The 25,282-nt window shown below is 68.0% G+C and carries 27 protein-coding genes; 16 read left to right on the top strand and 11 right to left on the bottom strand.

Features of this window, described 5'->3' with window-relative positions:
- Both CSC78_RS15715 and CSC78_RS15710 read left to right on the top strand, forming a co-directional pair.
- Positions 1 to 911 (top strand): AraC family transcriptional regulator (locus tag CSC78_RS15715; RefSeq protein ID WP_162338802.1); only part of this gene is annotated, 911 nt, incomplete at its 5' end.
- Between the two features lie 108 nt (positions 912 to 1,019).
- Complete coding sequence (locus CSC78_RS15710; RefSeq protein WP_162338801.1) at positions 1,020 to 1,592, top strand: DUF3016 domain-containing protein; 573 nt, start codon at positions 1,020 to 1,022, stop codon at positions 1,590 to 1,592.
- 34 nt (positions 1,593 to 1,626) lie between these two features.
- Here the strand turns inward: CSC78_RS15710 and CSC78_RS15705 are convergent, their stop codons facing one another.
- Positions 1,627 to 2,430, bottom strand: a complete 804-nt coding sequence (locus CSC78_RS15705; RefSeq protein ID WP_238391310.1) for a hypothetical protein — start codon at positions 2,428 to 2,430, stop codon at positions 1,627 to 1,629.
- Positions 2,431 to 2,547: 117 nt separating this feature from the next.
- Here CSC78_RS15705 and msrB point away from each other — a divergent pair, with 117 nt between their 5' ends.
- The 5 genes from msrB to CSC78_RS15680 all read left to right on the top strand — a co-directional run bounded on the left by msrB (position 2,548) and on the right by CSC78_RS15680 (position 5,719).
- Positions 2,548 to 3,015, top strand: coding sequence for a peptide-methionine (R)-S-oxide reductase MsrB (gene msrB, locus CSC78_RS15700; RefSeq protein WP_162338799.1), 468 nt, complete (start codon positions 2,548 to 2,550; stop codon positions 3,013 to 3,015).
- A gap of 89 nt (positions 3,016 to 3,104) precedes the next feature.
- Positions 3,105 to 4,139 carry a CorA family divalent cation transporter gene (locus CSC78_RS15695; protein ID WP_162338798.1) on the top strand — a complete coding sequence of 345 codons (1,035 nt, stop codon included), beginning with the start codon at positions 3,105 to 3,107 and terminating at the stop codon, positions 4,137 to 4,139.
- A 125-nt stretch (positions 4,140 to 4,264) separates the two neighbouring features.
- Positions 4,265 to 5,038 (top strand): HipA family kinase, encoded by a 774-nt coding sequence (locus tag CSC78_RS15690; protein ID WP_162338797.1) that lies wholly within the window; start codon positions 4,265 to 4,267, stop codon positions 5,036 to 5,038.
- Positions 5,025 to 5,432, top strand: coding sequence for a DUF3037 domain-containing protein (locus CSC78_RS15685; RefSeq protein ID WP_162338796.1), 408 nt, complete (start codon positions 5,025 to 5,027; stop codon positions 5,430 to 5,432). The genes CSC78_RS15690 and CSC78_RS15685 overlap by 14 nt, the downstream gene beginning before the upstream one ends.
- Positions 5,429 to 5,719: a DUF4031 domain-containing protein gene (locus tag CSC78_RS15680; protein ID WP_162338795.1), complete on the top strand. Its 291-nt coding sequence runs from the start codon at positions 5,429 to 5,431 to the stop codon at positions 5,717 to 5,719. The genes CSC78_RS15685 and CSC78_RS15680 overlap by 4 nt, the downstream gene beginning before the upstream one ends.
- Positions 5,720 to 5,812: 93 nt before the next feature.
- Here the strand turns inward: CSC78_RS15680 and CSC78_RS18905 are convergent, their stop codons facing one another.
- Positions 5,813 to 7,636 carry a M56 family metallopeptidase gene (locus tag CSC78_RS18905; protein ID WP_202924190.1) on the bottom strand — a complete coding sequence of 608 codons (1,824 nt, stop codon included), beginning with the start codon at positions 7,634 to 7,636 and terminating at the stop codon, positions 5,813 to 5,815.
- Position 7,637: 1 nt separating this feature from the next.
- Entirely contained in the window at positions 7,638 to 8,033 is a 396-nt protein-coding gene (locus CSC78_RS15670) for a BlaI/MecI/CopY family transcriptional regulator (protein ID WP_162338794.1), read from the bottom strand.
- A gap of 163 nt (positions 8,034 to 8,196) precedes the next feature.
- On the opposite strand from CSC78_RS15670, the gene motA reads away from it, so the two are divergent.
- Both motA and motB read left to right on the top strand, forming a co-directional pair.
- Positions 8,197 to 9,051, top strand: a complete 855-nt coding sequence (gene motA / locus CSC78_RS15665) for a flagellar motor stator protein MotA (RefSeq protein ID WP_162338808.1) — start codon at positions 8,197 to 8,199, stop codon at positions 9,049 to 9,051.
- A 9-nt stretch (positions 9,052 to 9,060) separates the two neighbouring features.
- Positions 9,061 to 10,059, top strand: a complete 999-nt coding sequence (gene motB / locus CSC78_RS15660; RefSeq protein ID WP_162338793.1) for a flagellar motor protein MotB — start codon at positions 9,061 to 9,063, stop codon at positions 10,057 to 10,059.
- 16 nt (positions 10,060 to 10,075) lie between these two features.
- Here motB and CSC78_RS15655 read toward each other — a convergent pair whose 3' ends face one another.
- Positions 10,076 to 10,498, bottom strand: coding sequence for a VOC family protein (locus CSC78_RS15655; RefSeq protein ID WP_162338792.1), 423 nt, complete (start codon positions 10,496 to 10,498; stop codon positions 10,076 to 10,078).
- Positions 10,499 to 10,694: 196 nt separating this feature from the next.
- Between CSC78_RS15655 and CSC78_RS15650 the strand changes: the two genes are divergently transcribed.
- The 3 genes from CSC78_RS15650 to CSC78_RS15640 are packed head-to-tail and all read left to right on the top strand — an operon-like array spanning position 10,695 to position 14,721.
- Positions 10,695 to 13,265: a TonB-dependent receptor plug domain-containing protein gene (locus CSC78_RS15650; RefSeq protein ID WP_162338791.1), complete on the top strand. Its 2,571-nt coding sequence runs from the start codon at positions 10,695 to 10,697 to the stop codon at positions 13,263 to 13,265.
- 20 nt (positions 13,266 to 13,285) lie between these two features.
- Positions 13,286 to 13,561: a hypothetical protein gene (locus tag CSC78_RS15645; protein WP_162338790.1), complete on the top strand. Its 276-nt coding sequence runs from the start codon at positions 13,286 to 13,288 to the stop codon at positions 13,559 to 13,561.
- On the top strand, positions 13,558 to 14,721 hold the full coding sequence (locus CSC78_RS15640) for a cytochrome-c peroxidase (RefSeq protein WP_238391309.1): 1,164 nt from the start codon (positions 13,558 to 13,560) through the stop codon (positions 14,719 to 14,721). The genes CSC78_RS15645 and CSC78_RS15640 overlap by 4 nt, the downstream gene beginning before the upstream one ends.
- Before the next feature lie 4 nt (positions 14,722 to 14,725).
- Here CSC78_RS15640 and CSC78_RS15635 read toward each other — a convergent pair whose 3' ends face one another.
- Positions 14,726 to 17,191, bottom strand: coding sequence for a mechanosensitive ion channel family protein (locus CSC78_RS15635; protein ID WP_162338789.1), 2,466 nt, complete (start codon positions 17,189 to 17,191; stop codon positions 14,726 to 14,728).
- A 64-nt stretch (positions 17,192 to 17,255) separates the two neighbouring features.
- Complete coding sequence (locus tag CSC78_RS15630; RefSeq protein ID WP_202924192.1) at positions 17,256 to 17,804, bottom strand: DUF6630 family protein; 549 nt, start codon at positions 17,802 to 17,804, stop codon at positions 17,256 to 17,258.
- Between the two features lie 257 nt (positions 17,805 to 18,061).
- Between CSC78_RS15630 and CSC78_RS15625 the strand changes: the two genes are divergently transcribed.
- From CSC78_RS15625 to CSC78_RS15610, 4 genes are all read left to right on the top strand, one after another.
- Complete coding sequence (locus tag CSC78_RS15625) at positions 18,062 to 18,565, top strand: fasciclin domain-containing protein (RefSeq protein ID WP_379609015.1); 504 nt, start codon at positions 18,062 to 18,064, stop codon at positions 18,563 to 18,565.
- 125 nt (positions 18,566 to 18,690) lie between these two features.
- Entirely contained in the window at positions 18,691 to 19,401 is a 711-nt protein-coding gene (locus CSC78_RS15620; RefSeq protein ID WP_162338786.1) for a DUF6445 family protein, read from the top strand.
- Between the two features lie 52 nt (positions 19,402 to 19,453).
- Positions 19,454 to 19,702, top strand: coding sequence for a DUF3297 family protein (locus CSC78_RS15615; RefSeq protein ID WP_162338785.1), 249 nt, complete (start codon positions 19,454 to 19,456; stop codon positions 19,700 to 19,702).
- Positions 19,703 to 19,778: 76 nt separating this feature from the next.
- Entirely contained in the window at positions 19,779 to 20,153 is a 375-nt protein-coding gene (locus tag CSC78_RS15610) for a YciI family protein (RefSeq protein WP_162338784.1), read from the top strand.
- Between the two features lies 1 nt (position 20,154).
- Here CSC78_RS15610 and CSC78_RS15605 read toward each other — a convergent pair whose 3' ends face one another.
- The 5 genes from CSC78_RS15605 to CSC78_RS15585 all read right to left on the bottom strand — a co-directional run bounded on the left by CSC78_RS15605 (position 20,155) and on the right by CSC78_RS15585 (position 25,168).
- Positions 20,155 to 22,092 (bottom strand): alpha/beta hydrolase family protein, encoded by a 1,938-nt coding sequence (locus CSC78_RS15605; RefSeq protein WP_162338783.1) that lies wholly within the window; start codon positions 22,090 to 22,092, stop codon positions 20,155 to 20,157.
- A 96-nt stretch (positions 22,093 to 22,188) separates the two neighbouring features.
- Entirely contained in the window at positions 22,189 to 23,553 is a 1,365-nt protein-coding gene (locus CSC78_RS15600; RefSeq protein WP_162338782.1) for a T6SS phospholipase effector Tle1-like catalytic domain-containing protein, read from the bottom strand.
- Between the two features lie 21 nt (positions 23,554 to 23,574).
- Complete coding sequence (locus CSC78_RS15595; RefSeq protein ID WP_162338781.1) at positions 23,575 to 24,213, bottom strand: hypothetical protein; 639 nt, start codon at positions 24,211 to 24,213, stop codon at positions 23,575 to 23,577.
- A 111-nt stretch (positions 24,214 to 24,324) separates the two neighbouring features.
- Complete coding sequence (locus CSC78_RS15590; protein WP_162338780.1) at positions 24,325 to 24,732, bottom strand: VOC family protein; 408 nt, start codon at positions 24,730 to 24,732, stop codon at positions 24,325 to 24,327.
- 10 nt (positions 24,733 to 24,742) lie between these two features.
- Positions 24,743 to 25,168: a YciI family protein gene (locus tag CSC78_RS15585; protein WP_162338779.1), complete on the bottom strand. Its 426-nt coding sequence runs from the start codon at positions 25,166 to 25,168 to the stop codon at positions 24,743 to 24,745.
- Positions 25,169 to 25,282: the final 114 nt, after the last annotated feature.

Genomic DNA, 25,282 nt, shown 5'->3' with positions numbered 1-25,282 from the left:
CCATGCCCCACACTCCCCCTCCCCTTGGCGACTGTGTCCACGAACTCGCCGGTCTGATTGAACGATCCACCGGCAAGGACGGCTTCCACACCACGGCGATCCCGGCGCTGAACTTCTCGCGGCTGAGCGCCCCGATGGAGTTGCCGATGCGCGGCGTGCAGGAAGCGGCGCTCTGCCTGATCGTGCAGGGCGCCAAGCGCGCGATCCTTGCCGACGAGGTCTACGACTACGACGCCAGCCGCTTCGTGGTCGCCTCCGTGGACCTGCCGGTGACCGGCCAGGTGACCGAGGCGTCGGCCGACGCGCCCTACCTGTGCCTGATCCTGAAGCTCTCGGCCGCGACCATCGCCGAGATGGTCACCGAGGCCGAATCGGCCAAGGCACCACTGCCGCCGCCGTCGCGCGGCCTGTTCCTGCAGCCGAGCAGCGTGGAAATGCTGGATGCGGCGATCCGGCTGGTGAAGCTGCTGGACACACCGCGCGACATCCCGCTGCTGGCGCCGCTGGTGGAACGCGAAATCCTCTACCGCGTGCTGTGCAGCCCGCAGGGCGCGATGCTGCGTCATATCGGCATCGCCGACAGCCAGGGCCAGCGTGTCGCGAAGGCGATCCACTGGCTGCGCGAGCACTACGCCAAGCCGCTGCGCATCGACCACATCGCCCGCGAAGTGCACATGAGCGCCTCGGCGCTGCACCACCACTTCAAGGCCGTCACGGCGATGAGCCCGCTGCAGTACCAGAAGCAGCTGCGCCTGCAGGAAGCTCGCCGGCTGATGCTCAGCGAAGTGCTGGATGCGGCGAGCGCCGGTCATCGCGTCGGCTACGAAAGCCCGTCGCAGTTCAGCCGCGAGTACAGCCGCATGTTCGGTGCGCCACCGGTGCGCGATGTCGAGCGGCTGCGCAACCTCTGAACGGCGTGGAAACATGGACTGAACGCCAGGCGGCACGGGACGGCATGCGTGGTTGTCCGGCCCCGGTTGCGGGCGCACACTTCATGTGACATCCACGGAGGACCCGCCATGAAGGCGCCTGCCCTGCTGCTCACCGCCCTGGTCGCGCTCGCTGTTGCCGCGCCCGCCGTGGCGGCCCCCAAGACCGTCACCGACCCGACCCTGCCGCGCAGCGTGCCCGCCGACGGTGGCGCGGTCAGCGTCAGCTGGACCGACCCCGCGCAGTTCAGCGAGATCAAGTACAGCGGCAACCGCTGGGAAGCCGAGCGCGGCAGCTGGGTCACCCAATTGGCCACCTACCTGCGCGACGAAGCCGGCCAGCGCCTCGCCCGCGGCCAGACCTTGGACGTCACGATCTCCGACATCGACCGTGCCGGCCGTTACGAGCCGACAGTGCGCGCCGGCATGAACGACATCCGCATCGTGAAGGACCTCTACCCGCCGCGCATGACGCTCAACTTCACGCTGAAGGGCGCAGATGGGCAGGTCGTGGCCGAGGGCGAACGCAAGCTGGTCGACCACGCGTTCCTGATGGGCACGCAGATCAACAACAACGACAACCTGCGCTACGAGAAGCGGCTGATCGACGACTGGCTGCGCAAGGAATTCCGCAGCGGCGCAGCCCTGACCTCGACGCCCTGATATCCACTGGTGTTCCGCGACATGCAGGCCCCGCTCACCGCGGGGCCTGTCCGTTTCCGTCGTCCGATTCGTGCGGGTAGACCGCCGAGACGGTGCACTGGATGCGGATGCCGCGGCGCGACCAGCGTCGCTCGTCACCGGGTATCAAGGCGTCCGCGTTGCCCGAATCGAAGACGCTGTTGCCGCCGCTGTCCTGTGCCACCACCCGGTCGCCGGGATTGCCGCAAATGAGTCCGATGCCCACGCCCGAACGGAACGTGATCGCAGGCGCCGAATCCAGGTCCGGGCACGACTGCGCGAGTTCGACACGGTAGTAGCGGTGCCCGCCAGAACGCTTCGGCGACAGCTCCACCAGCATGCCCTGCTTGTCTTCCGACCAGGCGCGCAGGTAACGGGGGTTGAAGCAGAAGTTCGACGAGCCAGCGAAGCCGTGGCGGCGCGGCGCGCGTACCTGCACGGTGTCCAGCGTGGTCACGCCGTCGTCCGACACCTGCGAGGCGCGGGCGAGCGCCGCGTACTCTCGCGCATCTACGGTGGCGATGGCGGCCACCGCGCACGTGGCATCGCCGATACGCACGTATTCCCGCCCGGTGCCGCACACCCAGCCCTCGCGCGCCAGCAGCACCGCCTGCGCTTGGCTGGCGCCCGGGCAGCCTTCCGCCAGATCGATGCGGAAACGCTGGCCGTCGCGGCCCTGCACGGCGAGCAGAGCGGGCGACACTTGGCGCACTTCGTCCATCTGGCGGGCATCTAGGCAACCGGGGGCGGGCGGGATGCGCGGCGTCGGCGCAGGCGTCTGCGCGTGGGCCGCGGTCAGCGGCAGGGCAAGCGCCCACATGGCCAGTATCCGTCGCATCCGTGCTGCTCTCCCTGGAAGTGCGCCGATGGTAAACCAGGGTTGTGGCGTGCTGGCGCAGACACCATATCGGACGCATCCCTTCCGCGGAGCTCGCTCATGACCGTCTTCGATCTCACCCCGCCCACCGATGCGCAGCGCGAGACCCTGATCGCGGGACTGAGCGAGGAAGAGCGCCGCGTGCTGCTGCACCACGGCACCGAGGCGCCGTTCTGCGGCGTGTTCCTGGACAACAAGCTGGACGGCGTCTACACCTGCCGCCTGTGCGGATTGCCGCTGTTCCGTTCCAGCGCCAAGTTCGATTCGGGCACCGGTTGGCCGAGCTTTTTCCAGCCCGTCGACGAGGCCCATGTCGGCCGCATCCGCGACAGCAGCTACGGGATGATCCGCACCGAGATCGTCTGCGCGCGCTGCCAGTCGCACCTGGGCCACGTGTTCCCCGACGGGCCGCCGCCGACCGGCGAGCGCCACTGCCTGAATTCGGTGTCGCTGGCCTTCACCCCGAACGGCGACGCCTTGCCCGATCCCCTGCACCGCGGCGGTACGGAAGCGCAGCCGGCCGGATAGGCACGCGTCCGGGCTGTCATAAGACCGGCACATGACGGCGGTAGCCTGAACGTCATTTCCCTGACCCGTGGCTGCCGCACGCCTGCAACATGTTGCCGCCCGTCGCGCCCCATGTGTCCGTCCCACCGCTCACCGGGCTGCCCGGCGCGTTGTGGCTGTACCGCTTCGACGCGGAGGGACACGCCCAACCCGTGGATGCCGTGCGGGAGGCATCGGATACCTGGCACTGGCTCCATCTGGACCTGAGCGATACGCGCAGCGCGCAGTGTGCGGCTACGTTGCCCATTCCCGGCGAAGCGCGTGCCGCCCTGCTGTCGCCGGACACCTACGTCAACCTGCAGCGCGAAGATGACGTTGCCCAGGGCGCCTTCGTGGACTGGACGCACCAGCGCGGCGTCGATCCCGCGGCCGAAGGGCAGTTGCGCGGCGACGACGGCATCGGCTGGCTGCACTTTGCATTGACACCGACATTGCTGGTCACCGCACGCCGCCAGCCCCTGCGGTCGGTGGAGGCCGCACGCCGCGGCATCGCCGGACAGACGCGCGTCGGGTCGCCCGTGCGCCTGCTGGAGGCCATCGTGGAGCGCTTCGCCGACACGGTGGAGCGCAGCAGCGACAGCCTGTCGGTGCGGCTGGACCGCATCGAGGACCGCGTGCTCGCCGACAGTATCGGCGAGGAACGACGCGACCTGGCCCAGTTGCGGCACCAGACGGTGCGCCTGCATCGCCCGCTCACCGCGATGCGCCGCCTGCTCAAGCAGTTCGAGCAGCGCCACGCTGCCGAGGATGGCGACGATCTGCTGACGACGGTATCCCGCCTCAACCAGCGCTTCGACGATCTCGATGGCGACGTCGGCACCCTGCAGGAACGCGCGCGCCTGCTGCAGGACGAAGTCGCGGCGAAGCTGGCCGAACGCACCAACCGGCACCTGTACGTGCTGTCGATGGTCACCGCGTTGCTGCTGCCGCCCAGCCTGGTCGCCGGCCTGTTCGGCATGAACCTGCCGGGACTGCCGTTCGCCCACAGCACGCACGGCCTCGCCTTCGCCCTGCTGCTGGGAGCGGCATCGAGTGTGGTGGTGTACCTGGCGCTGCGGCGGATGGGCGTGTCGCGCTCCACGTGACCGTAGGAGGGGCTTCAGCCCCGACCACCATGGTCACAGGACAAGTCACCATGCTCGGCCGCGCCATGTCCGTACGGTCGGGGCCGACGCTCCTCCTGCATCGGGCGCGGTATCCTGATCGCCTGATGACGCTTCCTCTCCGCACTGCCACCCGTTACGTCACCCCGCTGCGCGAAGGCGGCTCGATGCCCGCCGTGGTCGAAGCCGACGACGACGGCCTGTATGTCCTGAAATTCCGCGGCGCCGGCCAGGGGCCGAAGGCGTTGGTCGCCGAGCTGATCTGTGGCGGGCTCGCAAAGGCACTGGACCTGCCGATGCCCGACCTGGCGCTGATGGAGCTGGATGCCGACCTCGCGCGCACCGAAGGCGACCCGGAGATCCAGGACCTGATCAAGGCCAGCGCCGGACTCAACCTGGCGATGGACTACCTGCCCGGCGCGGTGAACTTCGATCCGGTCGCCGAGCAACCGGACGCCGATCTCGCCTCGCGGATTGTCTGGTTCGACGCCTTCATCAGCAATGTCGACCGCACCGCGCGCAATACCAACCTGCTGATGTGGCATCGCCGCCTGTACCTGATCGACCATGGCGCGGCGCTGTACTTCCACCATGGCTGGGATGGCGATGCTTCGGGTGCGGGCAAGCCGTTCCCGCTGATCCGCGACCACGTGCTGCTGCGCTGGGCGTCGCGTGTCGCCGAGGTCGATGCGGAACTGGTGTCGCGCCTGTCCGACGACGTGATCGCCAGGATCGTCTCCGAGATTCCGGACGCATGGTTGCAGGGGCCGGACACCTTCGGCGATCCGGCGACGCAGCGCGCCGCGTACGTGACCTATCTGACGCAGCGCGTGGCGCGACGCGAAGCGTTCGTGCAGGAGGCGATGCGTGCGCGCGCCTGATACCTACGACTACGCGGTGATCCGCGTGGTGCCGCGCGTGGAACGCGAGGAGTTCGTCAACGTCGGCATCATCCTTTCGTGCGAGCGCGCGGGCTTCCTGGAGGCGCGCATCGAACTGGACGAGGTCCGCCTGCGCGCGCTCGATCCCACGCTGGACCTCGACTCGCTGCGCCGCCACCTGGACACCATTCCCGCGATCTGCCGCGGCGGCGAAGCCGCTGCGCCGATCGGCCTGCTGCCGACGCGGGCGCGTTTCCACTGGCTGACCGCCAAGCGCAGTTCCATCATCCAGACCTCGCCCGTGCACATGGGCCGCTGCGGCGACCTGCCCGCGACGCTGGAGCACCTGATGGACCGCATGGTGCGACCGCCGAAGGCCACCGCACCGCGATGAGCGTCTACGTGGACGATCCGGTGACGCTGTGGCGCGGACAGCGCTGGGCGCACCTGATGGCCGACACGCTGGACGAACTGCATGCGATGGCCGCACGACTCGGGATGCCGCGCCGCGCGTTCCAGGACAAGCGCAGCGGCGCGCATTACGACGTGAACGAAGCCTTGCGCGACGAGGCATTGCGGCTCGGCGCCATCGCCATTTCCCGCCACCGCGACCGCGAACAGGTCCGCGCGATCATCCGCATCGCACGCGCGCAATGGAGCGGACACGCGGCAGGACCCTGACGCCGTAGAGCCGAGCTTGCCCGGCTCCATGGTCTTCCAATCCCTGATCGGTGGGCCGGAGAGCAGCGGAGCAAGCTCCGCTCTACGCGCAACTCAGAGCTGTTGCGCCTTGCCGCTGCGGATCGCCTCGTCCAGCAGACGATCAACGTCCCGATGCAGCTTGTCCGTCGCCGCCATCTGCTTCCGCGCCAACGCTTCCTGCTGCCGCGCGAGGGGCTCCTGCTGGCGGGCGAGGACTTCCTGCTGGCGGGCCAAGGCATCCTGTTCGTCCTGCAGCGCCTTCATGCGACGGTCGTTGGCGGCTTCGCGGGTGTCGGCGCCGCGCAGGGCGGCGGCGGCCTGGTGCTGGCCGATCTCCGACATCTTCACGCCTAGCTCGCCTTGTTTCGAGCCCAGCTCGCCCTGGCGTTCGCCGAGCGCACCCTGCTGTTCACCGAGCTTGCCCTGCTGCTCACCCAGCGCCTGGACCGGTGCATGCGCAGCTTTCATCTGCTGCACCGTGGCGGCATCGCGCACCACGTACTGCTTGCCGTTCTTCCGCACCCACAGCAACGGAGCGTTGCCCTGCTGCAGGCGCTGGGCGGTGCGGATGTCGTCGCTGTGGCCCGCCATCGACACGTCGTCGCCGTCGATCAGCACGTACGCATCGCCATTGCGCTGGTGGCCGATGTTGACCGCGTGCGTGCTGGAACTGGTATAGACGCGCGGAGCCGGAGGGGGCGGCGGCGGTGCGGGCGGTGCGACCTTCGGCGGTGCGGGCGGCGCCGGCGGCGGAGGCGGCGCCGGCAGGTCGCGCGCAGCGGCAACGACAACCGCACGCGGCGACACTGCGGGCGATGCCGCTGCGGCAGGCGTGGCGACAGGCGCCAGAGCGGGTGCCGCGGCCGGTGCTACCACCGGTGCTGCGACGGGCGAGGTGCGGGCGGTGACGCGGTAGGGCATGGCGGCCAGCGCGACGATGCCGAGGGTCAGCGCGAGCGCGCCGGCACGCAGGGGGGAAGCGGTCTGCTGCAACATCAACAGTCTCCTCTTGAGGATGCGGAACGTGGGGGACGCGCCAGCCAACGCCGGCGCCGGGGTGGTGGAAACGCCGAGCTTCACCAGCAGGCGTCCGTAGTCGTGGGCGGCGTGGTGCTCGTCCTCGAGCACGGCGGCGTCGCAGGCGACCTCGCGGGCGAAGGCGTATTCGCGGGCGGCCAGGTGCGCCACCGGGTGGAAGAAGAACAGGTGCTGCGCGAGCGCCGGCATCCACGCCCACCACAGATCGCGGCGTTGCAGGTGCGCGAGTTCGTGGTGCAGCGCCATGTGCAGGTCGTCGTCGCCCATCGCCGCGATGCGGTCGGCCGGCAGCATCAGTACCGGACGCCAGGGGCGGGCCAGCATCGGCGAATCGATCTCGTCGCTGGCCAGCAGTGCCGGCACATGCGCAATGCCGAGCCGCTGCGTCAGCGTCTGGTACACGCGGCGAACGCGACGATCGCGGCACGGACGTGCGCGTTCGATCTGTCCGCGCAGGCGCCAGGCGTGGCGCAGCGTGTTCGCCAGCATCACCGCGATGCCGGCGAGCCAGGCGGCGAGCAGCAGCACAGCGGTGTCGATCCGCGACGCTTGCGTCGTTGGCGCCGGCATGACCGCCATCGTGGATGCAGCAGACGTCGACGCGTCCGCGGCCATCGCCACGACGACCGGCGCGACGGCCTGGTCTGCGGGCAGCAGCGGCAGCGCGACCGGCGCATGCCAGACAAGCCCCACCACCATCTGCGTGGCGACCAGCCACCACAGCCAGGCGCGGGTACGCGCATCCAGGCGCGGCAGGTAGCGGCACAGCGCCCAGACCAGCGCGGCAAGGAGAAGCGACTGCAGGCCGACCGCGAGCAAGCGGTCGATCATGGCGTCGGCGAAGGCGATAAGGTCCATCTCAACCCTCCTTCCGCTTCGACTGCAGGTTGGCGACCAGCGCTTCCAGTTCGGCCAGTTCGTCGTCGCTGACTTCGGTGCGCTGCGACATCCAGGCGACGAACGGGGACAGCGAGCCCTGCAGCGTCTTCTCCACGAAGCTGCCCACCGCGCTGCGCATCACGTCGTCGTGCTGGGCGACCGGGGCGTAGCGGTACACGCCGTCGACCTGGCGGCGGCGCAGGAAGGCTTTCGCGCGCAGCCGCTCCATCATCGTCAGGACCGTGGAACGGGCCAGTCCGCGCGCTTCGCCGAAGGCGGCGGCGACCTCGCCGACGCTGGCTTCGCCGTGCGTGGACAGATGCTGGAGCAGCGCCAGTTCCTGGTCACCGATGGACTTGCGGGCCTTGCCGGGCATGGGATCGCCTCATGACTACAGTTGTCGTCAACATGCCCGTGACGACAACTGTAGTCAACCCTGCCGAAGGTCACTCCCCGCCGCCGGCCGACGAACGGTCGCGACTCAAGAAACGGTCCGCCGGGCCGATCCTTGGGTGACCCCACCCTGCGGCCGTGTCGCCATGCTCATCATCGTCGGCTTCATCATCGTCACGCTCAGCGTGCTTGGCGGCTATCTCGGCTCGCACGGCAAGCTCGGCGCGCTGTGGCAGCCCTTCGAACTGGTCATCATCGGCGGCGCCGCGCTGGGCGCGTTCATGGCCAGCAATCCGACCAAGGTGGTCAAGGGCACGATCTCGGCGACGCTGTCGGTGTTCAAGGGCGCGAAGTACAAGTCGTCCGACTACCTGGACGTGCTGACGCTGATCCACGAGATGCTCAACAAGGCGCGCCGCGACGGCTTCATGTCGCTCGAAGAACACATCGAGAACCCGACCAACAGCCCGCTGTTCCAGAAGTACCCCAAGATCCTCGCCGACCACCACCTGCTCGACTTCCTCACCGAGTGCCTGCGCCTGATGGTGGGCAGCAACATCGAACCGCACGAGCTGGAACCGCTGCTCGAACTGGAACTGGAAAAGCACCACCACGAAGCGATGGCGCCCGCGCACGCGCTGCAGAAAGTGTCCGATGGCCTGCCCGGCTTCGGCATCGTGGCGGCGGTGCTCGGCATCATCGTGACGATGGGCTCGATCGGTGGCGACATCGCCGCGGTCGGCGCGCACGTCGCCGCCGCGCTGGTCGGCACCTTCCTCGGCATCCTGCTGGCGTACGGCTTCGTGTCGCCGCTGGCCGCCGCCATCGAGGCGCAGGTGGAACAGGACAGCCGCATGTACGAATCGGTGAAGACCGCCCTGCTCGCCTGCCTGCGCGGCTACAACCCGGCGGTGGCGCTGGAGTTCGCGCGCAAGACGCTGCCCTCGGACGTGCGCCCGCCGTTCGCCGAGTTCGAAGCGCACCTCAAGGCCAACAAGTAAGCCACGGCGATGAGCGAGCAGCGCCCCACCATCATCGTCCGCCGCGTCAAGAAGGTCGCCGGCGGCGGCCATCACGGCGGCTCGTGGAAAGTCGCCTACGCCGACTTCGTCACCGCGATGATGGCGTTCTTCCTGGTGATGTGGCTGATGGGCGCCACCACCAACAAGGAACGCGCGGCGATCTCGGAATACTTCCGCAATCCCAGCCCGCTGAGCGGCAAGAGCTTCTCGCCCGCACCCGGTCCTGCCGGTCCCGGCGGCGCCAGCACCTCGATGATCAAGCTCGGCGGCACGATGGACCTGCCCAAGGGCGAGAGCGACAACCCGTTCGACAAGCCCCCGGGCGATGCGGACCAGGTGTCCGAGGAACAGCGGAAGGCGGAAGAGAAGCAGCGCCTGGAATCGCTGATGCAGGCACTGGAAGAGGCGATCGGCAAGAGCCAGGCGCTGGAACCGTTCAAGGACCAGCTGCTGCTCGACCTGACGCCGGAAGGGTTGCGCATCCAGATCGTCGACCAGCAGAACCGGCCGATGTTCGACCTGGGCGGCACGGTGCTGAAGCCCTACACGCAGACGATCCTTGCGGAACTGGCCACCTTCATCAACCAGGTGCCCAACCACATCAGCATCACCGGGCACACCGACGTCACCCAGTACACGTCCAACCGCGGCTACACCAACTGGGAACTCAGCGCGGAACGCGCCAACGCCGCCCGCCGCGCGCTGGTGCTGGGCGGCATGCACGAGGACAAGGTGTCGCGCGTCGTCGGCCTGTCGTCGTCGGTGCTGTTCGACAAGCAGAACCCGCAGAATCCGATCAACCGCCGCATCAGCATCGTGGTGATGACCAAGGCGGCCGAAGACGCGCTGCAGGGCGAAGGGCGCCTGCTGGCGCCCGGCGCGCCGCTGCCGGATGCCGACGTCGCCATGCCGAATCCGCCCGTCGATACCACCGCAGCGGTGGCGCTGACCGCGCCCGCCGCGCCGCACACGACGGCGGAGCCCTGAGACCGGCCGCGCTGCGTCAAGCGCCGCCGGCAGGCCCCTTCAGCTCGATGGTGTTGCCGTCGGGATCCCTGAAGTAGAGCGACAGGCCATCGCCTTCGGCGCCGAAGTTCATCTCCGCCGGACCGTCCGGCACTATGCCGACGCCGGCGAGATGCGCGACCACCGCAGATTCGTCGAACGGTTCGATGCGCAGGCAGAGATGGTCGACGTTGCGGCCTTCGGCACCCGCTGGCCCGCCGCCGCGCGCACCGAGCGTTCCGTCGACGCTGACCAGGTCGATCATCGACGCACCGGCCCGAAGGTGTACCAGCCCGAGGTGTTCGCGCGTGCGTACCACCTGGCACCCCAGCACATCGCCGTAGAAGACGATGCTGCGGGACAGGTCGCGCACGCGCAGGACGAGATGGTCGATACGCTGGACGTCGAAGGGGCGTGTCATCGGGAAAACTCCTGGAAGGTTTCGGAAGCGACGATCCGTAGATCGAAGCTTCGACATCGCGTGCGGCATCGGCAGCGTTGACGCAGCTGAACGGAGCGCGCACAATCCGCGCCGATCAGCCAGCACCGAGTCGCTTCGCAGAAGTTCTCGCCGCCAGCGGAATGCCCGTCCGGGCCCCACCCGCTCCGAGAACTCGATGAAACTCCTGACACTGGCCATCCTGTCGGCACTGTCCGCCGGCGCGCACGCGACCGATTCCGCATCCTCTGATACGCCTGCTCGGACCACCGCCAACCCGGCGGCGTCGGTACCGGAGTACCTCAAGCCCACGACGCTCGATACGCTGAAGGTCATCGGCCAGCGCCTGTTCCCGTACCAGGAAGGCCTGATGCTGGACGAGCGCTACATCGATGAGCAGGCCAAGGGCAATGGCGATATCGCGACCTTGCTGCGGATCAATCCGAACGTGCAGTTCGACGATACGGCGTCCCACTCCCGCAACATGGGCGAGATACGGCCCGCCGAGATCAGCATCAACGGCGGGCTGTACTACCAGAACGCCTTCGTGGTCGATGGCGCCAGTTTCAACAACGACCTCGACCCCGCCAGCAACAACCCGAACCATTTCGCCGACCCGCCCAGTCATACACAGGGCATCGCCATCGACACCAGCCTGATCGGCAGCCTCACCGTCTATGACAGCAACGTGCCCGCAAGTTACGGCGGCTTCAACGGCGGCGTCGTTGATGCGGAAACCCGCCAGGCCAAGGATGCTTTCTCGGGCAAGCTGTCATTGCGCATGACACGCTCGGTCTGGAACGAGGTGCACGTCAATGACGACTATCGTGAGGTCTTCGAGCAATCCTCGAGTCTCTCGAACCAGCCCGTCTACGACAAGCACCAGGCCAACCTGACGCTGGAAGGACGCACCGCATCCGGCATCGGTCTGATCGGCACGATCAACCGCACGCGCTCGGAGATCCGGCTGCGGGCCCATTCCGGTGGGCGGACACCCGAGTTCGACAAGCCCGTCAAGGACACCATCCGCGAGAACACCAGCTACAGCCTGCGCGGCGACTGGAAGAATGGCACCGGTCTGACCCTGAGTGGCAGCGTCGTCTATGCACCGACCGACGAGACGTACTTCATCGAGAACGCGCGCGACTCCTGGTTCGACCTGAAGCAAGGCGGTCCGATCGTCAGTCTGCGCGCGATGCTGGAACAGCGTGCGTGGACCTTGATCAACACCCTCAGCTATGCCGATCTGGACAGCTCGCGTCGCAGCGATGTGGACTTCTGGCGCAGCTGGCGCTGGTCGGAGGACAAGAACTGGGGCACGAATCCGAGCGCCTCCGGCCTGAGTACCGAGGGCAATTGGGGCAACGTGGACCAGACCAACCGCACCCTTGCGTACAAGCTCATCGCGGACCGTGACGCCATCGTGCTCGGGGACACCCAGCACCGCCTGCAGTTCGGCGCTGAAGCATCCCGACGCGAAGCCACCTATCACCGCCTGAACGACCACTATTCGTGGATATCGCCCCTCGCCACCTCCACCTGCACGGACGCCCGCGGCGTGGTCGATACCGTTGCCTGCTCGCTTGCGCCGGCAAGAGGCCTCAATGGCCGCGGCCAGATCCTGTCGCGACTGACGACCTACCATGCGGGCTACTTCGAAGCCGCATCCACGGACTGGGCCGTGTTTGCCCAGGACGACATCCGCGCAGGCGACTGGAGCTTCCGTCCTGGCGTTCGCGTGGATGGAAGCACGCTGACGGAGCACACCACCATTGCACCGCGCTTCGCCCTGTCATGGGATATGTTCGGCGGCCAGCGTTCACTGCTGACGGCGGGCGCCAATCGCTACTACGGCCGCAATCTCTTCGCATACAAACTGCGCGAAGGCCGCGAACGTCTAGAGACCAGCCAGTCCCGCGCGCCGACGGGAGCGAACGCACTGGTCTGGAGCGCGCCGGTACAATCGACCACGCAGACCCGGTTCGAGAAACTCGACGTCCCCTACAGCGACGAGCTCAGCCTGGGTTTCAACCAGGTGTGGGGCAACTATGACCTCAATGCCAAATACGTTCGCCGTGAAAACCGCGATGAAGTCATGCGCGTGCGCGTCGCCAGCGGCGACTCCAGTGGCTACTACTCTGCCAATGTGTACGAGTACCAGAACGTCGGGCGCGCCGAGAGCGACACGTATACGCTCAGCATCGGCACACGTCGACCGTGGGAATGGGGGCCCAGCGTCAGCACCGCGCAACTGGCGTTCGATTACACCGATACCAGGCGAGCCTACACCGGCGCTTACCAGGACTACTCGACCAACTACAACGAGGCGGACTACAACGCCATCGTGCGGTACGAAGGCGAGATCATGCGTGCCTACGAAATTCCGGCCGACAGCTTCAATCGCCCATGGACGGCACGGCTGGCCACGCAAACCCGTATCGAGGCCTGGGGGCTGCTGTGGAGCAACTTCCTGCGCTACCGTGCCGGCTACCTCAGCGTGAGCCAAGTGGGCGACGAGGACTACCTGGGCGACCGCATCGAGGTCTTCGAGCAGGTCAACTACCCACACAGCTTCACGTGGGACACCGTGGTGGAGTACGCCTTCGACCTTCCACGCAGGCAGCAGATCTACGCGCGCGTTGAAGTACAGAACGCACTGAATCGTGCCAATCGGATCAGCGGAACCACCTACGCCGCCCTGTTCGAACCCGGCCGCAGCTACTGGCTGGAACTCGGCTACCGCTTCTAGGCCATGACGAGGCGCGCACGATGAAGAACAGATCCTTCGTCCCCCACTGGCTGTTGTGGTGCCTGCCTGCCGTCGTGTCGGTGCAGGTCCTGCTGATGCTCGTGTCTTCCGGGCCGCATGCGACGTGGCGTGGCAGCGGCTACACGGCGGCGATGGCGGCATGCACCGTGGTCGCCGGCTGCGCCGGCCTCTGGGCCCTCTGGCGCCTGCGCGATTGGCCGGTCGTGTTGCGCCTCTTCATCGCGCTCGTGCAGGCACCCTTGCTGGCCGGCGCCCTGTTGATGGCGGGCGCATGAGCATGCGTCGCTGGCTGACCGCACTGGTGTTCCTGCTGCCCGGCTCGCTGCTCGTGGCGGCGACCACCGCGCAATCGCAGACCGGGGGTGTGGCAACAGCACCCTCCATCGACGAATGCCGCCAGCGCATCGCTGTCAGCGCACCCGGCATCGATGCCGATTGCCTGCGCCAGGTGTACGCACGGCCCATCGCCGAATGGCCGGCGCCCACGGTCGATGCGGGCGCGGTGTGGCAGGAACTCGCGCCACTGCCCGACGCGCCTCCGGCGCCAGCCGACAACCCCCAGACGCCGGAGAAGATCGCGCTGGGCAAGCGTCTGTTCGAGGATCCGCGCCTCTCGCGCAGCGGACAGATCGCATGCGCGAGTTGCCATGATCGGCAGCTCGGCTGGGGCGATGGCCGCAGCGTGTCGTTCGGTCATGACCGGCAGGCGGGCAAGCGCAATGCGATGAACGTGTCGATGGCCGCCTTCTCCAGCCCCCTGTTCTGGGACGGTCGCGCGGCGACGCTGGAGGCCCAGGCGCTGCACCCGATCCAGGACTCGGCGGAGATGGCGTTCTCGCCGCGCGAGTTGGAAAAGCGGCTCAACCGGGAGACCGACTACCCCACTGCGTTCGCGCAGGTGTTCGGCGAGAAGCGGATCACCATGTCGCGTGTGGCGCAGGCCCTGGCCAGCTACCAGCGCAGCCTGGTGCCGCGTTTCAACCGCTTCGACCGCTTCCTCGACGGCCAGCGCGGCGTGCTGACCGATCAGCAGCTGTGGGGCCTTCACCTGTTCCGCACGCAGGCGCGCTGCATGAACTGCCACAGCGGCCCCGCGCTGACCGACAACCGCTTCCACAACCTGGGCCTGCACTTCTACGGCCGGTCGAAGGAAGACCTGGGACGCTACCGCGTGACCGGCGATCCTGCCGACAGCGGCAAGTTCCGCACACCGACCTTGCGCGGAGTGGGCAAGACCGGTCCGTACATGCACAACGGCGGCTTCATGGAGCTGCGCGGCGTGGTGAACATGTACAACGCCGGCATGCCGCGTCCGCAGCCCAGGGCCGGCCAGGAGAACGACCCCCTCTTCCCGCAGACCGATCCGCTGCTGCAACCGCTGGACCTGCACCGCACCGAGCTGGAAGCGATCACCGCCTTCCTGCAGACACTTTGACCGCCTATGTCTGCGTGCGGTCGCCGTCGTCCGGTCGCTTCAGCGACCGCAGCAGATCCTCGGACACCGAGCGGACGTGGACATCCTGCTGCGGGAACGGAATCTCGATGCCGGCCTCGCCCAGCGCCGCGTGCAATCGCATCATCAGGTCGCTGCGGATGGCCGACCAGTCGTCGTAGCGACGGCTCCAGGCGCGGATGGCGAAATCCAGCGAGCTGGCGCCGAAACCGGTGAACAGCACGGCGGGGGCGGGATCGTCGGCGATGCCGGGCGTGGTCCGCGTGGTTTCCTGCAGCAGTTGCATCACCCGCGTCACGTCGGAGCCGTAGGCGACGCCGAGGTCGACGTCGACGCGGCGGTTCTGGTCGACCAGCGTCCAGTTGGTCACCTTGTCCGACAGCAGCAGGCCGTTCGGCACCACCACGTCTGCGCCCTCGAACGTGCGCACCGTGGTGGCGCGCATGCCGATGGTGCGCACGCGGCCTGCGGTACCGCTGATGTCGACCGCGTCGCCCGGCTTTACCGGGCGCTCGAACATCAGGATCAGTCCGGAGACGAAATTCTTCACCACGTCCTGCAGGCCCAGGCCGATGCCCACGCCCAGCGCGCCGAACATGAAGGCCAGTTGCCCGATCTTGAACCCCGCGGCGGACAGCGCCGCCAGCAGGCCCAGCAACAACAGCACGTAATAGCTGAGCGAGGCGACGCTGTTGTCCACGCCGCGCGGCAGCGACATGCGCGGCAGCACTTCCTCGCGCAGCAGTGCGCGCAGCGTCCGCGCCACCCAGACCGCCAGCACCACGCCGATGCAGAACACCAGCACATGGCCCAGGCTGATCGACAGCTCGCCGTATTCGAACCGGTGCGTCACGATCGCCTTCGCCACGTCGTAGACCGGCCGGAAGATGCGGAAGCGGTTCATCGTGTAGACGATCCATCCGATCACCGCCGCCACGCGCGCCCAGCGCGCGAGCGTATCGAGCAGGTGGCCGCCATGCCGGCGCATCAACCACAGCCGACGCACCTCGGGGCGCGCGCCCAGCCGGCGCAACAGGGCTTCCAGCACCGTCACCGCCGCATACAGGACCAGCGCGAAGTAGCCGCTTTCGATGATGCCGGCGGTCAGCATTTCCGCCAGCGACACGTTGCCCAGCACGTTCGCGACGATCGCCGCCGACAGGATCGCGACACCGCCCCAGGCCAGGCCGTGCACGAGTCGACCGGCACGACCGGCCACGCCGGCGTAGCGCTCGCCGCGCGAACGCCACAGCAGCCAGCCGGTCGCAGCGAGCGCCAGCGTGGACAGTCCCAGGTAGTAGAGCCGGTACAGGTAATCGCTGGCCACCAGCAGCACGGCCAGATGCTGCAGCAGGTAGAACGCCGTCGCCAGGTAGGGCCACGGCCCCAGCAGCCGGCGCCCCTGCTGCGGCATCAGGCGAAGCACCGGCACCAGCGCGACCAGCATCGCCAACTGGTGCAGGAACAACGGCGCGTTCGGCTCGAACAGCAGCACGCCGATCATGGACAGCAGCAGCCAGGTGGAGAAAGGACGCCCCACCACGCGCGACTCGGCGTCCGTCGCCAGCACCGCGGTCGGATCGAGGCGGCGGCGCCGGTGCCGCCACGCGATCCACAGCAGCACCGGCAGCAACATCAACTGCAGCACATGCAGCAGCCGCTGGTTGCCGACATCCGCCGCCGCGTACTGGGCGACGAAGCTGTTCTCCTGCTGGACCTCGCGCTTCAGGCTGTCCGCCACGTCCTGCCGCAGGACCGTGCGGTCCTGCACGCGCCACAACGGCGGCGCATCCAGGCGGAACAGGCGCCGGTCCGAGTACGCGATGGCATCGTCCACCGCCTGCTGCCCGGCCTGGATGCGCGCGGCGAGCAGGTTGGCGCGTTGCCCCAGGCGGATCTGCCCCGCCAGCGGCGTGGACAGCGCCTGCTCGGCCGCCTGCAGCCGCGCGGATACGCCCTCCACGCGCGCGCGCAGCGCATCCGGCGTGCCGTCCGCTGCCATGCCCTGCCGGGTGAGCTCCCAGTCGGCGCGGCGCAGCGCCAGTTCCGCCGCATCCTGCGCATACGGCGCCACCGACGCCTGCATGTCGCCACGCCAGCGCGCGTACTGGCGCGCGTCGAACTTCCAGTGGCGCTCCATGCTTTCCAGCCGCAGCACGGGCAGCGTGCGCAGCTCGCCGTAGGCGAACAGGCCGTTCTTCTCCGCCACCGACGTCTCGATGGTCGCCAGCCGCGGCACCAGCCGGCCGAGCGGATCGGCGCGCGCCGCGCGCAGCGACACTTCCTCCGCATAGCGTTCGTCCGCATCGGCGCGACCGGGGATGTCGGCCAGCGCGATCGCTTCGGGCGCCTTCGGCTTGGAAGGCGACAGCAGCGTGGTGACGTCCTGCGCCGTCGCGGCATTGGCCACCGACAGCACCAGGCAGGCAAGGCAGGCCAGCAGCACGCGCATGACGGACGATCTCGGAACGGGGCGACGCCGCGAGTCTAGCGCGTGCGACGTCGCTGGACGGCGATCAGAACGCGTCGCTGCCCGGCCGGATCTCCACGCCCATCACCGCGGCCAGCTGCTGCATGCCTTCATCGTCGCGGCGCAGCGCCATCCAGCCGGCGTAGGCATCGCTGTCGGTGTTCCAGTTCCACAGCGTGTAGCCGTGCTCGCGCAGGCGGTCGTAGGCGACGGCCATCAATGCCGGTACGTCGGTGCCGTCGAGGAAGTCCTCATCGCTGGTGTCGCCGCCCCAGTCGATCTCCATGGCGTAGCGCGCGGCCAGCTGGTTGATGCAGTCGATGAAGGACTCCGTGTCCTTCCAGTCGACATGGAAGCCGGACGTCCAGTCGATGGCATCCTTCAGCGTCCACAGCACCTGGTCCGGGTCCGCGCCCTCTTCGCCGCTGGCATCGCGGTAGGCGGCGAACTGGCGCAGCGCGGTTTCCTCGTCGCCGGGGTTGATCAGCACCAGCAGGTTCCAGACCAGCGCCTCGGTGTCGTCCAGGTCCATGTCGTCTTCGTCGTCGAAGGCATGGCGGAAGTTGTCGTCGGGATCGAATTCGTGATCGGGCAGGGTCATGGGGCGTCTTCGTGGCAGTGCCGCGACGTGGCGCGGCGGGACGATGTCAAGGTTGGCTGAATATTAAAGCCACGTGATGCATCCGCGTGTGGAGGGGTCGGCGTAGAGGTCGGCACAAGCGCAGCAACGACACCCACCCACTCCAGGAGATACCCATGAACCGCACCGTCCTTTCCGTGGCCCTGCTCGCCGCCTTCACCGCCGCGGCGTGCTCGCCCAAGACCGCCGAAGCCGATGCCGGCAGCGCGCCCATGCCCGTGGCCGAGGCCAGCGATCCGATGCCGGCCGACAACACCGCGACGCCGACCGGGCAGAAGGACGTGGTGGACACCGCGATCGGTTCGCCCGACCACACCACGCTGGTCAGCGCCGTGCAGGCCGCCGGCCTGGTCGACACGCTGAAGGGCGCCGGTCCGTTCACCGTGTTCGCGCCGACCAACGCCGCCTTCGACGCACTGCCCGCCGGTGCCGTCGATACGCTGCTGAAGCCGGAAAGCAAGGCCGACCTGACCTCCGTGCTGACCTACCACGTGGTGCCGGGGGCGGTGGATGCCGCCACCCTCACCCAGCAGATCCAGGCCAGCGGCGGCACCGCCACGCTCAAGACCGTGCAGGGCGGCGAGCTGAAGGCCCAGGTGGTGGATGGCGGCGTGACGCTGACCGACGCCAAGGGCAATGTCGCCAAGGTCACCACCGCCGACCTGAAGGCGAGCAACGGCGTGATCCATGTGGTCGACAAGGTGCTGATGCCGTAATTCCTCGACGGCAGCACACGCCGGGGCGGTCGTGGTGGGCCGCCCCGGCGTTCTTTGTCTCCGCCACGCGCGAGGTCTATCGTGGCGGCATCGGCTTCACGCCGGTGCGCCGGAGAAGACCCGCCATGTTCAATCCGCGTCCCGTGGTCCGGCAGATGCCCATCGGCCACGGCCATGCCTGCATCGTGATCGACGACGCCCTGCTGGCGCCGGAGCGGCTGCCCGCGTTCGCGGAGGCCTACCGCGAGGACTTCCAGCCGGCGCCCGCGGCCGTGTTCCCCGGCCTGCACCTGCTCATGCCAGAGGACTTCACGGCATTGCTGCACGACGTCGTCCGCGACCACGCACGCCAGGCCCTCGGCGTACGCCGCGTACTGCGCAGCGCCAGCCGCTTGTCGCTGGTGACCACGTCGCCGCCCGCGCTCGCGCCGGCGCATTGGCTGCCGCGGCGGCAACGCGCCTTCGAACCGGACCAGTGCCTTGTGCTGGCGGAACTGTTCCTCTTCCACGACCCCACCCTGGGCGGCACCCACTTCTTCCTGCCCCGCGTTTCGCCACAGCACGTCGAACAGCTCGAACACGACGCCGAAGCCTTGCTGCCGGAGGACTTCACCCTGCGCCACGCGATCGCCGCCGGCTATCCGCAGGCCTCAAGCGCCAGCTTCACCCATGCACTGACGGTGCCGGCGCGCTGGAATCGCCTGCTGATCCACGACGGCGCCGCGTTCCGCGCGCCCGCCATCGCCGATCCGGCCCGGCTCAGCGCGGATCCGCGGCGCGGACGGCTGACGCTGCGGGCCACGCTGGCGTGCAGCCGCCACCGCGTGGCCTGGTGAGCGGGGCGCTTCGGGTATCCTTGCCCACCCGTTCTCTGCATACCGCCTTCCCATGTCCGATACGCCTCCCGACCGTCTTTCCTCCGATCCGCGCAGCCCGTTCCATGACGCCGTGGCGATGGACCGCGGCGTGGGCATCCGCTTCAACGGCGTGGAGCGCGACAACGTGGAGGAGTACTGCATCAGCGAAGGCTGGGTGCGCGTGCCGGTGGGCAAGTCGAAGGACCGCCGCGGCAATCCGATGACGATGAAGGTCAAGGGCACGGTCGAGGCCTGGTATCGCTCGCCCGCGGCCGAGTGACGCGGCGCGACCACGACACATGCTCTGAACACCCGCGTGGCACAATCCCGGCCTGCATCGCACGCCGGGAGGGCGCATGAAGTTCCTGCTGATGATCTACACGGACGATTCCCTGCTCGAAGCACTGCCGGAAGGCGCCTTCGACCAGATGATGCACGGCTGCATCTCCCACGCCGACGAACTGAAGGCGCAGGGCACGCTGATCGAATCGCAGCAGCTCGAGCACGGCAGCACCGCGCGCACCGTGCGCGTGCGCAACGGCAGGACCAGCATCATCGACGGCCCCTTCGCCGAGACGAAAGAAATCCTCGGCGGCTACAACCTGATCGAAGCCGACAGCCTGGAGGACGCGGTGAAGATCGCGCAGGAATTCCCGTGGATCGGCACCGGCAGCATCGAAGTGCGGCCGGTGCGCGACTTCGACGAAGTCAGGCGCCGCGTCGGCGCCTGAGCTACTTCGCCTTCGCGCCGCCCAGGTGGCGCGACAGGAAATCCAGCAGGCGGGTGTAGTACGCGCGCTGGTTGGCTTCGGCGTAGAAGCCATGACCTTCGGTGCGCACGTACAGCGTTTCCACCGGCACGCCCGCCGCCTTCAGCGCCTTCTCCATGCGCTCGCTGTGCGCCTGCGGGGCGATCTCGTCCTTTCCGCCGGCCGCCAGGAACACCGGCACGCGGATGCGCTGCGCCAGCAGGTTGGGCGACACCTCCGCCAGGCTGGCGCGATCGTCGCTGATCCAGTCGTCCGCCCAGTTGCGCATCGACCGGCTGTCCCGCGAATCCTGCTTATGCATCAGCGCCAGGTCGTAGACGCCGACGTAGCCCGCGGCGCAACGGTACAGGTCCGGTTCCTTCGCCACACCCATCAGCGATGCGTAGGCGCCGTAGCTGGCGCCATACAGGCAGATCCGCTTGGGATCGGCGATCTTCTGCCCGATCGCCCAGCGCGTGGCGTCGGTGAGGTCGTCCTGCATCGTCCTCCCCCACTGCCGCGCTCCCGCGTGGCGGAAACTCCTGCCGTAGTTGCCGGAGCCGCGATAGTTCAGGCGCAGCACCGCGTAGCCCGCGCGCGCCAGCATCTCGGCCTCGTCGTTGACCTCCCAACCGTCGAAGACGCCGAACGGCCCGCCATGCGGCATCACCACCAGCGGCGTCGGCCCGTCGCGCCCCTCGCGCGGCCTGGTCAGGTAGCCATGCAGCGCCAGTCCGTCGCGCGCGCGCAGCGTGACCAGCTCGCTCGGCGCCAGCATCGCCGGATCCAGCCAGCTGCGCCGGCTGAAGATCAGGTCCGCGGCATTGGTGGTGGTATCGAACAGGTAGAAGTCGCCGGGGCTGGTATCGCTCCAGACGTACACCACCTTCAGCCGGCCATCGCGCGTCCCCGACGTGACGTCGACCGACGCGCCGGGAAACGCGCGCTCCAGCTTGCGGTAAAGACGCGCGGTCGGCGACTTTTCGTCGAAGAACGCGGCACGCAGCCTGTCGTGCATGAAGAAGCTGCCGACCGGCGTGCGATGGTCGTCCGCATAGATGATCTCGTGCGGATCGACCACCGGATCGCGCATCACCTCCTTGCGCGCGCCAGTGACCGTGTCGAACGCCACGATCGCATCCGGCCCCTTCGCCTGCTGCACCTGCAGGTAGGCGGTCAGTCCGTCGGCGGACAGGCCGAGCGGCCACTCCACGAAGCCGGTCCTGGCTTCATCGTTGACCAGCGTCCAGGGCGACGTGTCGTCGGCGCGGTGGTAGAGCTTGCTGACGTTGTCGTCGCCCGCCCCCTGCGCGAACCGCACGCGCCGCGCCGCGTCGACGGTGAAGCTGGCGCGGCGCACCGGTGCCGTGGCGACGGTGTCCATGGTTCCGTTGAACACGTCCAGCCGCTCCACCCGCGTGTTGGGTGTCGACGTATCCAGCGCGTACATGCTGATCAGCACCTTGCGCGGATCGTCGGGCAGCGAGTCGATCAGGTACGCGGCGCGGGGCTGGAGTTGCGTGCCGTCCAGTCCGTAACGCGCGAAGATCTGGCGCCGCTTCGTGCCGTCCGCATCGGTGGCGTAAAGCTCGCCGGTGGGATAGGGCTGGTCGCGGGAGCCGTACTTCTTCGCCACCGACACCACCACGCGCTCGTCGCTGACCCACCACACGTTGCTGATGACGCTGTCGCTGCCGGCATGGATCTTCGACGTCACCTGCCTGTCGGCACGACGTACCACGGCCAGCACGGTCTGGTCCTCCATCGGGACCGTCATGGCGTAGTAGGCGCCGGTCGGCGAGATCCTGAGCGTCTGCAGCACGTCCCGCTTCAGGAACGGCTCCAGATCCACCTGTGCGTGCGCCAGCGGCGCCAGCAGGCATCCCAGCAGGATGCCCGCACTCCGCGCTCCCCACCTCATGGACGCCTCCCGTGGCATCGCGTGTCACCGCGCGGATTAGAACGCAGCCCGACGGCCACGGACAAGCGCAGGCGATCACGCCACGCGATGGCGGTATCAGCGTGCGAGCGCGGCCGGCTCCTGCTGGCGTTCCACCGGTGGTGCCTGCGTGATGGAGGCGGCGTCGAGCCGCTGCTGGCCTGCCTGCAGCCACGCCTGCCCGGCGTCTGTGTGCAGGTATTCACGCGAGATGCGCTCGACGGCACCACCGTCACCCTGTTTGGCCGCCTGCAGCAGGCGCTCGACCGGACTGCCCGACTGCGACACCTCCGCGCCGACCGGGACCGGTCCGATCTCGACGGGTCGCCAGGCCAGCTCGCGCGCGAGCGCTTCATTGCGGGGCTGTGCATCGAGGCAATCGATCCTGCAGAGGTTCGACGGCGCGAGTTCCTCCTGCATCCCGCGCGTTCCCGCCTTGTCGTAGATCGAGGTGCGGTAGAAGAACCGGTGTTCCTCGGAGCGATGGATCACGTTGCGAGCGGGATCGGACGGTTCTTCACGCTTGTCCAGGAATGGCCGGTCGCTCAGGCCGTTGAGGTAGTCGATCATCAGGTTGCCGCTGCGGATCGCGATGCCATCCTGCGTATAGCCACCGCCGATGTCGCTGTGCGCACCGGCGACGGTGACGTTGAGGAAGCGCCCGCCATCGGTCACGCCGGGATCCATCACGCGGGTGGACTGGAACAGGTTGCGCCGCTCGTCGTCGGCGGTGATCTGGAAACCCGACACCACCGACGGCGGCAGACGGCGGTCGTGATCGCGCGGCTCACCCGTGCCGACGGGGTCGAACAGGCCGACGGCCTGGATGACGGTGCCGGGTTCGCGCAGCGGTGGACCGATGTAGTCGACGTGCAGGACCCGACCATCGCCGTCGCGCGTGACCTGCGCGCCTTCCGGATTCCGGATGCCACGCTCTTCGACCATCCGCGTGAAGCCGGCCGCCTGTTCCGCGCCACGACTGAATCCGATGGCGGCGATGCGGATGTCCGCATCCGGGTTCTCCTTCAACCAGGCGGCGGATTGCTTCACGAACTGCAGGTACATGTCCTCCATGCGGGCTTCGTAGCTCTGCCCCGTCATGAGGTCGATGCCTCCGCCGATTCCGCCCTGCGTCCCAGGACCTTCCACGTAGCCGCCAGCCATCGTGGTGGTGCCGTGTTCCGTCAGCGCCCGCTTTTCCAGCGCCTTCACCTGGCCATGGATGAACGCGACATTCGTGTGGTTCTCCGGCGCGTCCTTGAGCATGCTGTTGCCGGTGCCGTCGAACGACGCGACGAACAGGCGGTCGGCAGGCCGGCGGCCGTCGTGCAGGACGGGCGCGGAGAGCGTTCGCAGTTGTTCGCTGGCATGGCGAAAGGTCGCGAGGTCCGCGACCGACGCCGGCTCCGTACTCACACCGTCAGGATGTCGTTCGCCGCCCATGCTCCACTCCGTGGAAATGCATCAGTACGTCCTGGTCCAGGCCAGGACAAGATCATCGCGATGGCCGCTGTAGCGGTTGCCCGGAATCTGCAGCTCGCGCGTGGGAACGAACGCACGCATGTACACGTTGATCGTGCGGTCGTTCACTTCGAGGATGATGTCGGGATCCGTGATCGAGACCCCTTCACGAACATCCTCTCGCGGCACCCGATGCAGGATCATCCGGTCCTTGAATATCGCGCCGATGTCCACGTCCGCTTCATGGGCAACGCCGTCGGCGGATCGCCAGGTGACCTTTGCGGGCGCCGGAAAATTCTTGACGCCCAGGTAACCGGCAGAGGTCTTCCGGAGCGAATCGGGATGCGCGCGTGCGGACGACATCTGCAGCACGTCGTCCTCTTCCGAAAGGTGCAGGAACCCGTTGTAGAGCACCTTGCAACCATAGGTCGAATAGCTGGTGGCGCCAAAATTGTGCCGGACAAAGGTCAGCGGCCAGTCGGCGACCGTATTGTCGATCTTGCTGGCCCTTCCGGCGCCCGATTCCTGCGTCATCGCCATGCCCTGGCATCCTGCGGTTGAGACGATCATCGCCGCGATCCACGCCAGCGATCGCGTGCGCGCTGCACGGTATCGCGCGTCGGCTGGCTTCCTGCCCTGCATCGATGGCCTCCGGCGTCGCGCGTGCGTGGCCTCATCTGTACGACAGATGGACCACACCTGCAAGCCTTCTCAGGCAAATCGCACGCGATGCGCCGCCTACATTCATGTACGTCAATCCTTTGGCATCGCGGCATCGTCCATATGCACGACTTCCCACTGGTGACCGTCGGGATCCTGGAAGCTGCGCTGGTACATGAAACCGTAGTCCTTCGCTTCGAGCGTTTCGCTGCCGCCGGCGGCGATCGCCTTGTCCGCCAGCGCATCGACGCCGGCGCGCGACTCGGCCGACAGGCAGAGGATCGCTTCCGTGTGCGTGCGCGCATCGCAGATCGTCTTGCGGGTGAAGCCCTGGAAGAACGGCTCCACCAGCAGCATCACGTAGATGGTGTCGCTGATGACGATGCAGGCGGCGTTCTCGTCGGTGAACTGCGGGTTGTTCGCGTAGCCGAGCGCCGCGAAGAACGCCTTGGACCTGTCCAGGTCGCGGACCGGCAGGTTGACGAAGATCTGGGTGGTCATGATCGCTCCCTCAGGCCTGTGTCTGCGACTGGATCTGCGCGGCGAGGCGCGCTTCCTGCTCGCGCAATTCCGGCGTCAGTTCGTCGCCGAAGTCCTCGGCCTCGAACACCGGGCGCAGCTCGATCTCCTCGCCGCCATCGAATGGCGCGCGCTTGATCCACTCGATCGCCTCGTCGAAGTTGCGCACCTGCCACAGCCAGAAACCGGCGACGAGTTCCTTCGTCTCGCCGAAGGGGCCGTCGATGACCGTCCGCTGCCTGCCGTCGAAGCGCACGCGTGCGCCGCGCGAGGTGGGATGCAGTCCCTCACCGGCCAGCAGGATGCCGGCCTTGACCAGTGCTTCGTTGAACTTGCCCATCTCCTCGAGCAGTCCGGTACCCGGCATCTTCCCGGCTTCCGACTCGGGACTGGCCTTCACGATGACCATGACGCGCATTGCGATCTCCTGTCGTGCGGACCGGTCGCTCCGGCCGCTTTCAGGAGTGCGACGAACGGCGGTGGCGCGGATCGACACGGTACCGCGCGGCAGAGGCCGGCGGGCTTGAGCCCG

The organism is Pseudoxanthomonas japonensis, from assembly GCF_010093445.1.
Lineage (GTDB): Bacteria > Pseudomonadota > Gammaproteobacteria > Xanthomonadales > Xanthomonadaceae > Pseudoxanthomonas_A > Pseudoxanthomonas_A japonensis.
This window is presented reverse-complemented; position numbering and strand designations above follow the sequence as displayed.

Excerpts from the sequence above, each read along its gene's own strand:
- CSC78_RS15635 (WP_162338789.1), bottom strand. The coding sequence starts at position 17,191 with ATGCGCGTGCTGCTGGCCTGCCTTGCCTGCCTGGTGCTGTCGGTGGCC.
- CSC78_RS15655 (WP_162338792.1), bottom strand. The coding sequence starts at position 10,498 with ATGACACGCCCCTTCGACGTCCAGCGTATCGACCATCTCGTCCTGCGC.
- CSC78_RS15585 (WP_162338779.1), bottom strand. The coding sequence starts at position 25,168 with ATGCGCGTCATGGTCATCGTGAAGGCCAGTCCCGAGTCGGAAGCCGGG.
- CSC78_RS15695 (WP_162338798.1), top strand. The coding sequence starts at position 3,105 with ATGTTGCCGCCCGTCGCGCCCCATGTGTCCGTCCCACCGCTCACCGGG.
- CSC78_RS15600 (WP_162338782.1), bottom strand. The coding sequence starts at position 23,553 with ATGGGCGGCGAACGACATCCTGACGGTGTGAGTACGGAGCCGGCGTCG.
- CSC78_RS15650 (WP_162338791.1), top strand. The coding sequence starts at position 10,695 with ATGAAACTCCTGACACTGGCCATCCTGTCGGCACTGTCCGCCGGCGCG.
- CSC78_RS15625 (WP_379609015.1), top strand. The coding sequence starts at position 18,062 with ATGCCCGTGGCCGAGGCCAGCGATCCGATGCCGGCCGACAACACCGCG.
- CSC78_RS18905 (WP_202924190.1), bottom strand. The coding sequence starts at position 7,636 with ATGGACCTTATCGCCTTCGCCGACGCCATGATCGACCGCTTGCTCGCG.
- CSC78_RS15640 (WP_238391309.1), top strand. The coding sequence starts at position 13,558 with ATGAGCATGCGTCGCTGGCTGACCGCACTGGTGTTCCTGCTGCCCGGC.
- CSC78_RS15615 (WP_162338785.1), top strand. The coding sequence starts at position 19,454 with ATGTCCGATACGCCTCCCGACCGTCTTTCCTCCGATCCGCGCAGCCCG.
- CSC78_RS15620 (WP_162338786.1), top strand. The coding sequence starts at position 18,691 with ATGTTCAATCCGCGTCCCGTGGTCCGGCAGATGCCCATCGGCCACGGC.
- CSC78_RS15690 (WP_162338797.1), top strand. The coding sequence starts at position 4,265 with ATGACGCTTCCTCTCCGCACTGCCACCCGTTACGTCACCCCGCTGCGC.
- CSC78_RS15595 (WP_162338781.1), bottom strand. The coding sequence starts at position 24,213 with ATGCAGGGCAGGAAGCCAGCCGACGCGCGATACCGTGCAGCGCGCACG.
- CSC78_RS15680 (WP_162338795.1), top strand. The coding sequence starts at position 5,429 with ATGAGCGTCTACGTGGACGATCCGGTGACGCTGTGGCGCGGACAGCGC.
- CSC78_RS15590 (WP_162338780.1), bottom strand. The coding sequence starts at position 24,732 with ATGACCACCCAGATCTTCGTCAACCTGCCGGTCCGCGACCTGGACAGG.
- CSC78_RS15610 (WP_162338784.1), top strand. The coding sequence starts at position 19,779 with ATGAAGTTCCTGCTGATGATCTACACGGACGATTCCCTGCTCGAAGCA.
- CSC78_RS15705 (WP_238391310.1), bottom strand. The coding sequence starts at position 2,430 with ATGTGGGCGCTTGCCCTGCCGCTGACCGCGGCCCACGCGCAGACGCCT.
- motA (WP_162338808.1), top strand. The coding sequence starts at position 8,197 with ATGCTCATCATCGTCGGCTTCATCATCGTCACGCTCAGCGTGCTTGGC.
- motB (WP_162338793.1), top strand. The coding sequence starts at position 9,061 with ATGAGCGAGCAGCGCCCCACCATCATCGTCCGCCGCGTCAAGAAGGTC.
- CSC78_RS15605 (WP_162338783.1), bottom strand. The coding sequence starts at position 22,092 with ATGAGGTGGGGAGCGCGGAGTGCGGGCATCCTGCTGGGATGCCTGCTG.
- CSC78_RS15645 (WP_162338790.1), top strand. The coding sequence starts at position 13,286 with ATGAAGAACAGATCCTTCGTCCCCCACTGGCTGTTGTGGTGCCTGCCT.
- msrB (WP_162338799.1), top strand. The coding sequence starts at position 2,548 with ATGACCGTCTTCGATCTCACCCCGCCCACCGATGCGCAGCGCGAGACC.
- CSC78_RS15710 (WP_162338801.1), top strand. The coding sequence starts at position 1,020 with ATGAAGGCGCCTGCCCTGCTGCTCACCGCCCTGGTCGCGCTCGCTGTT.
- CSC78_RS15670 (WP_162338794.1), bottom strand. The coding sequence starts at position 8,033 with ATGCCCGGCAAGGCCCGCAAGTCCATCGGTGACCAGGAACTGGCGCTG.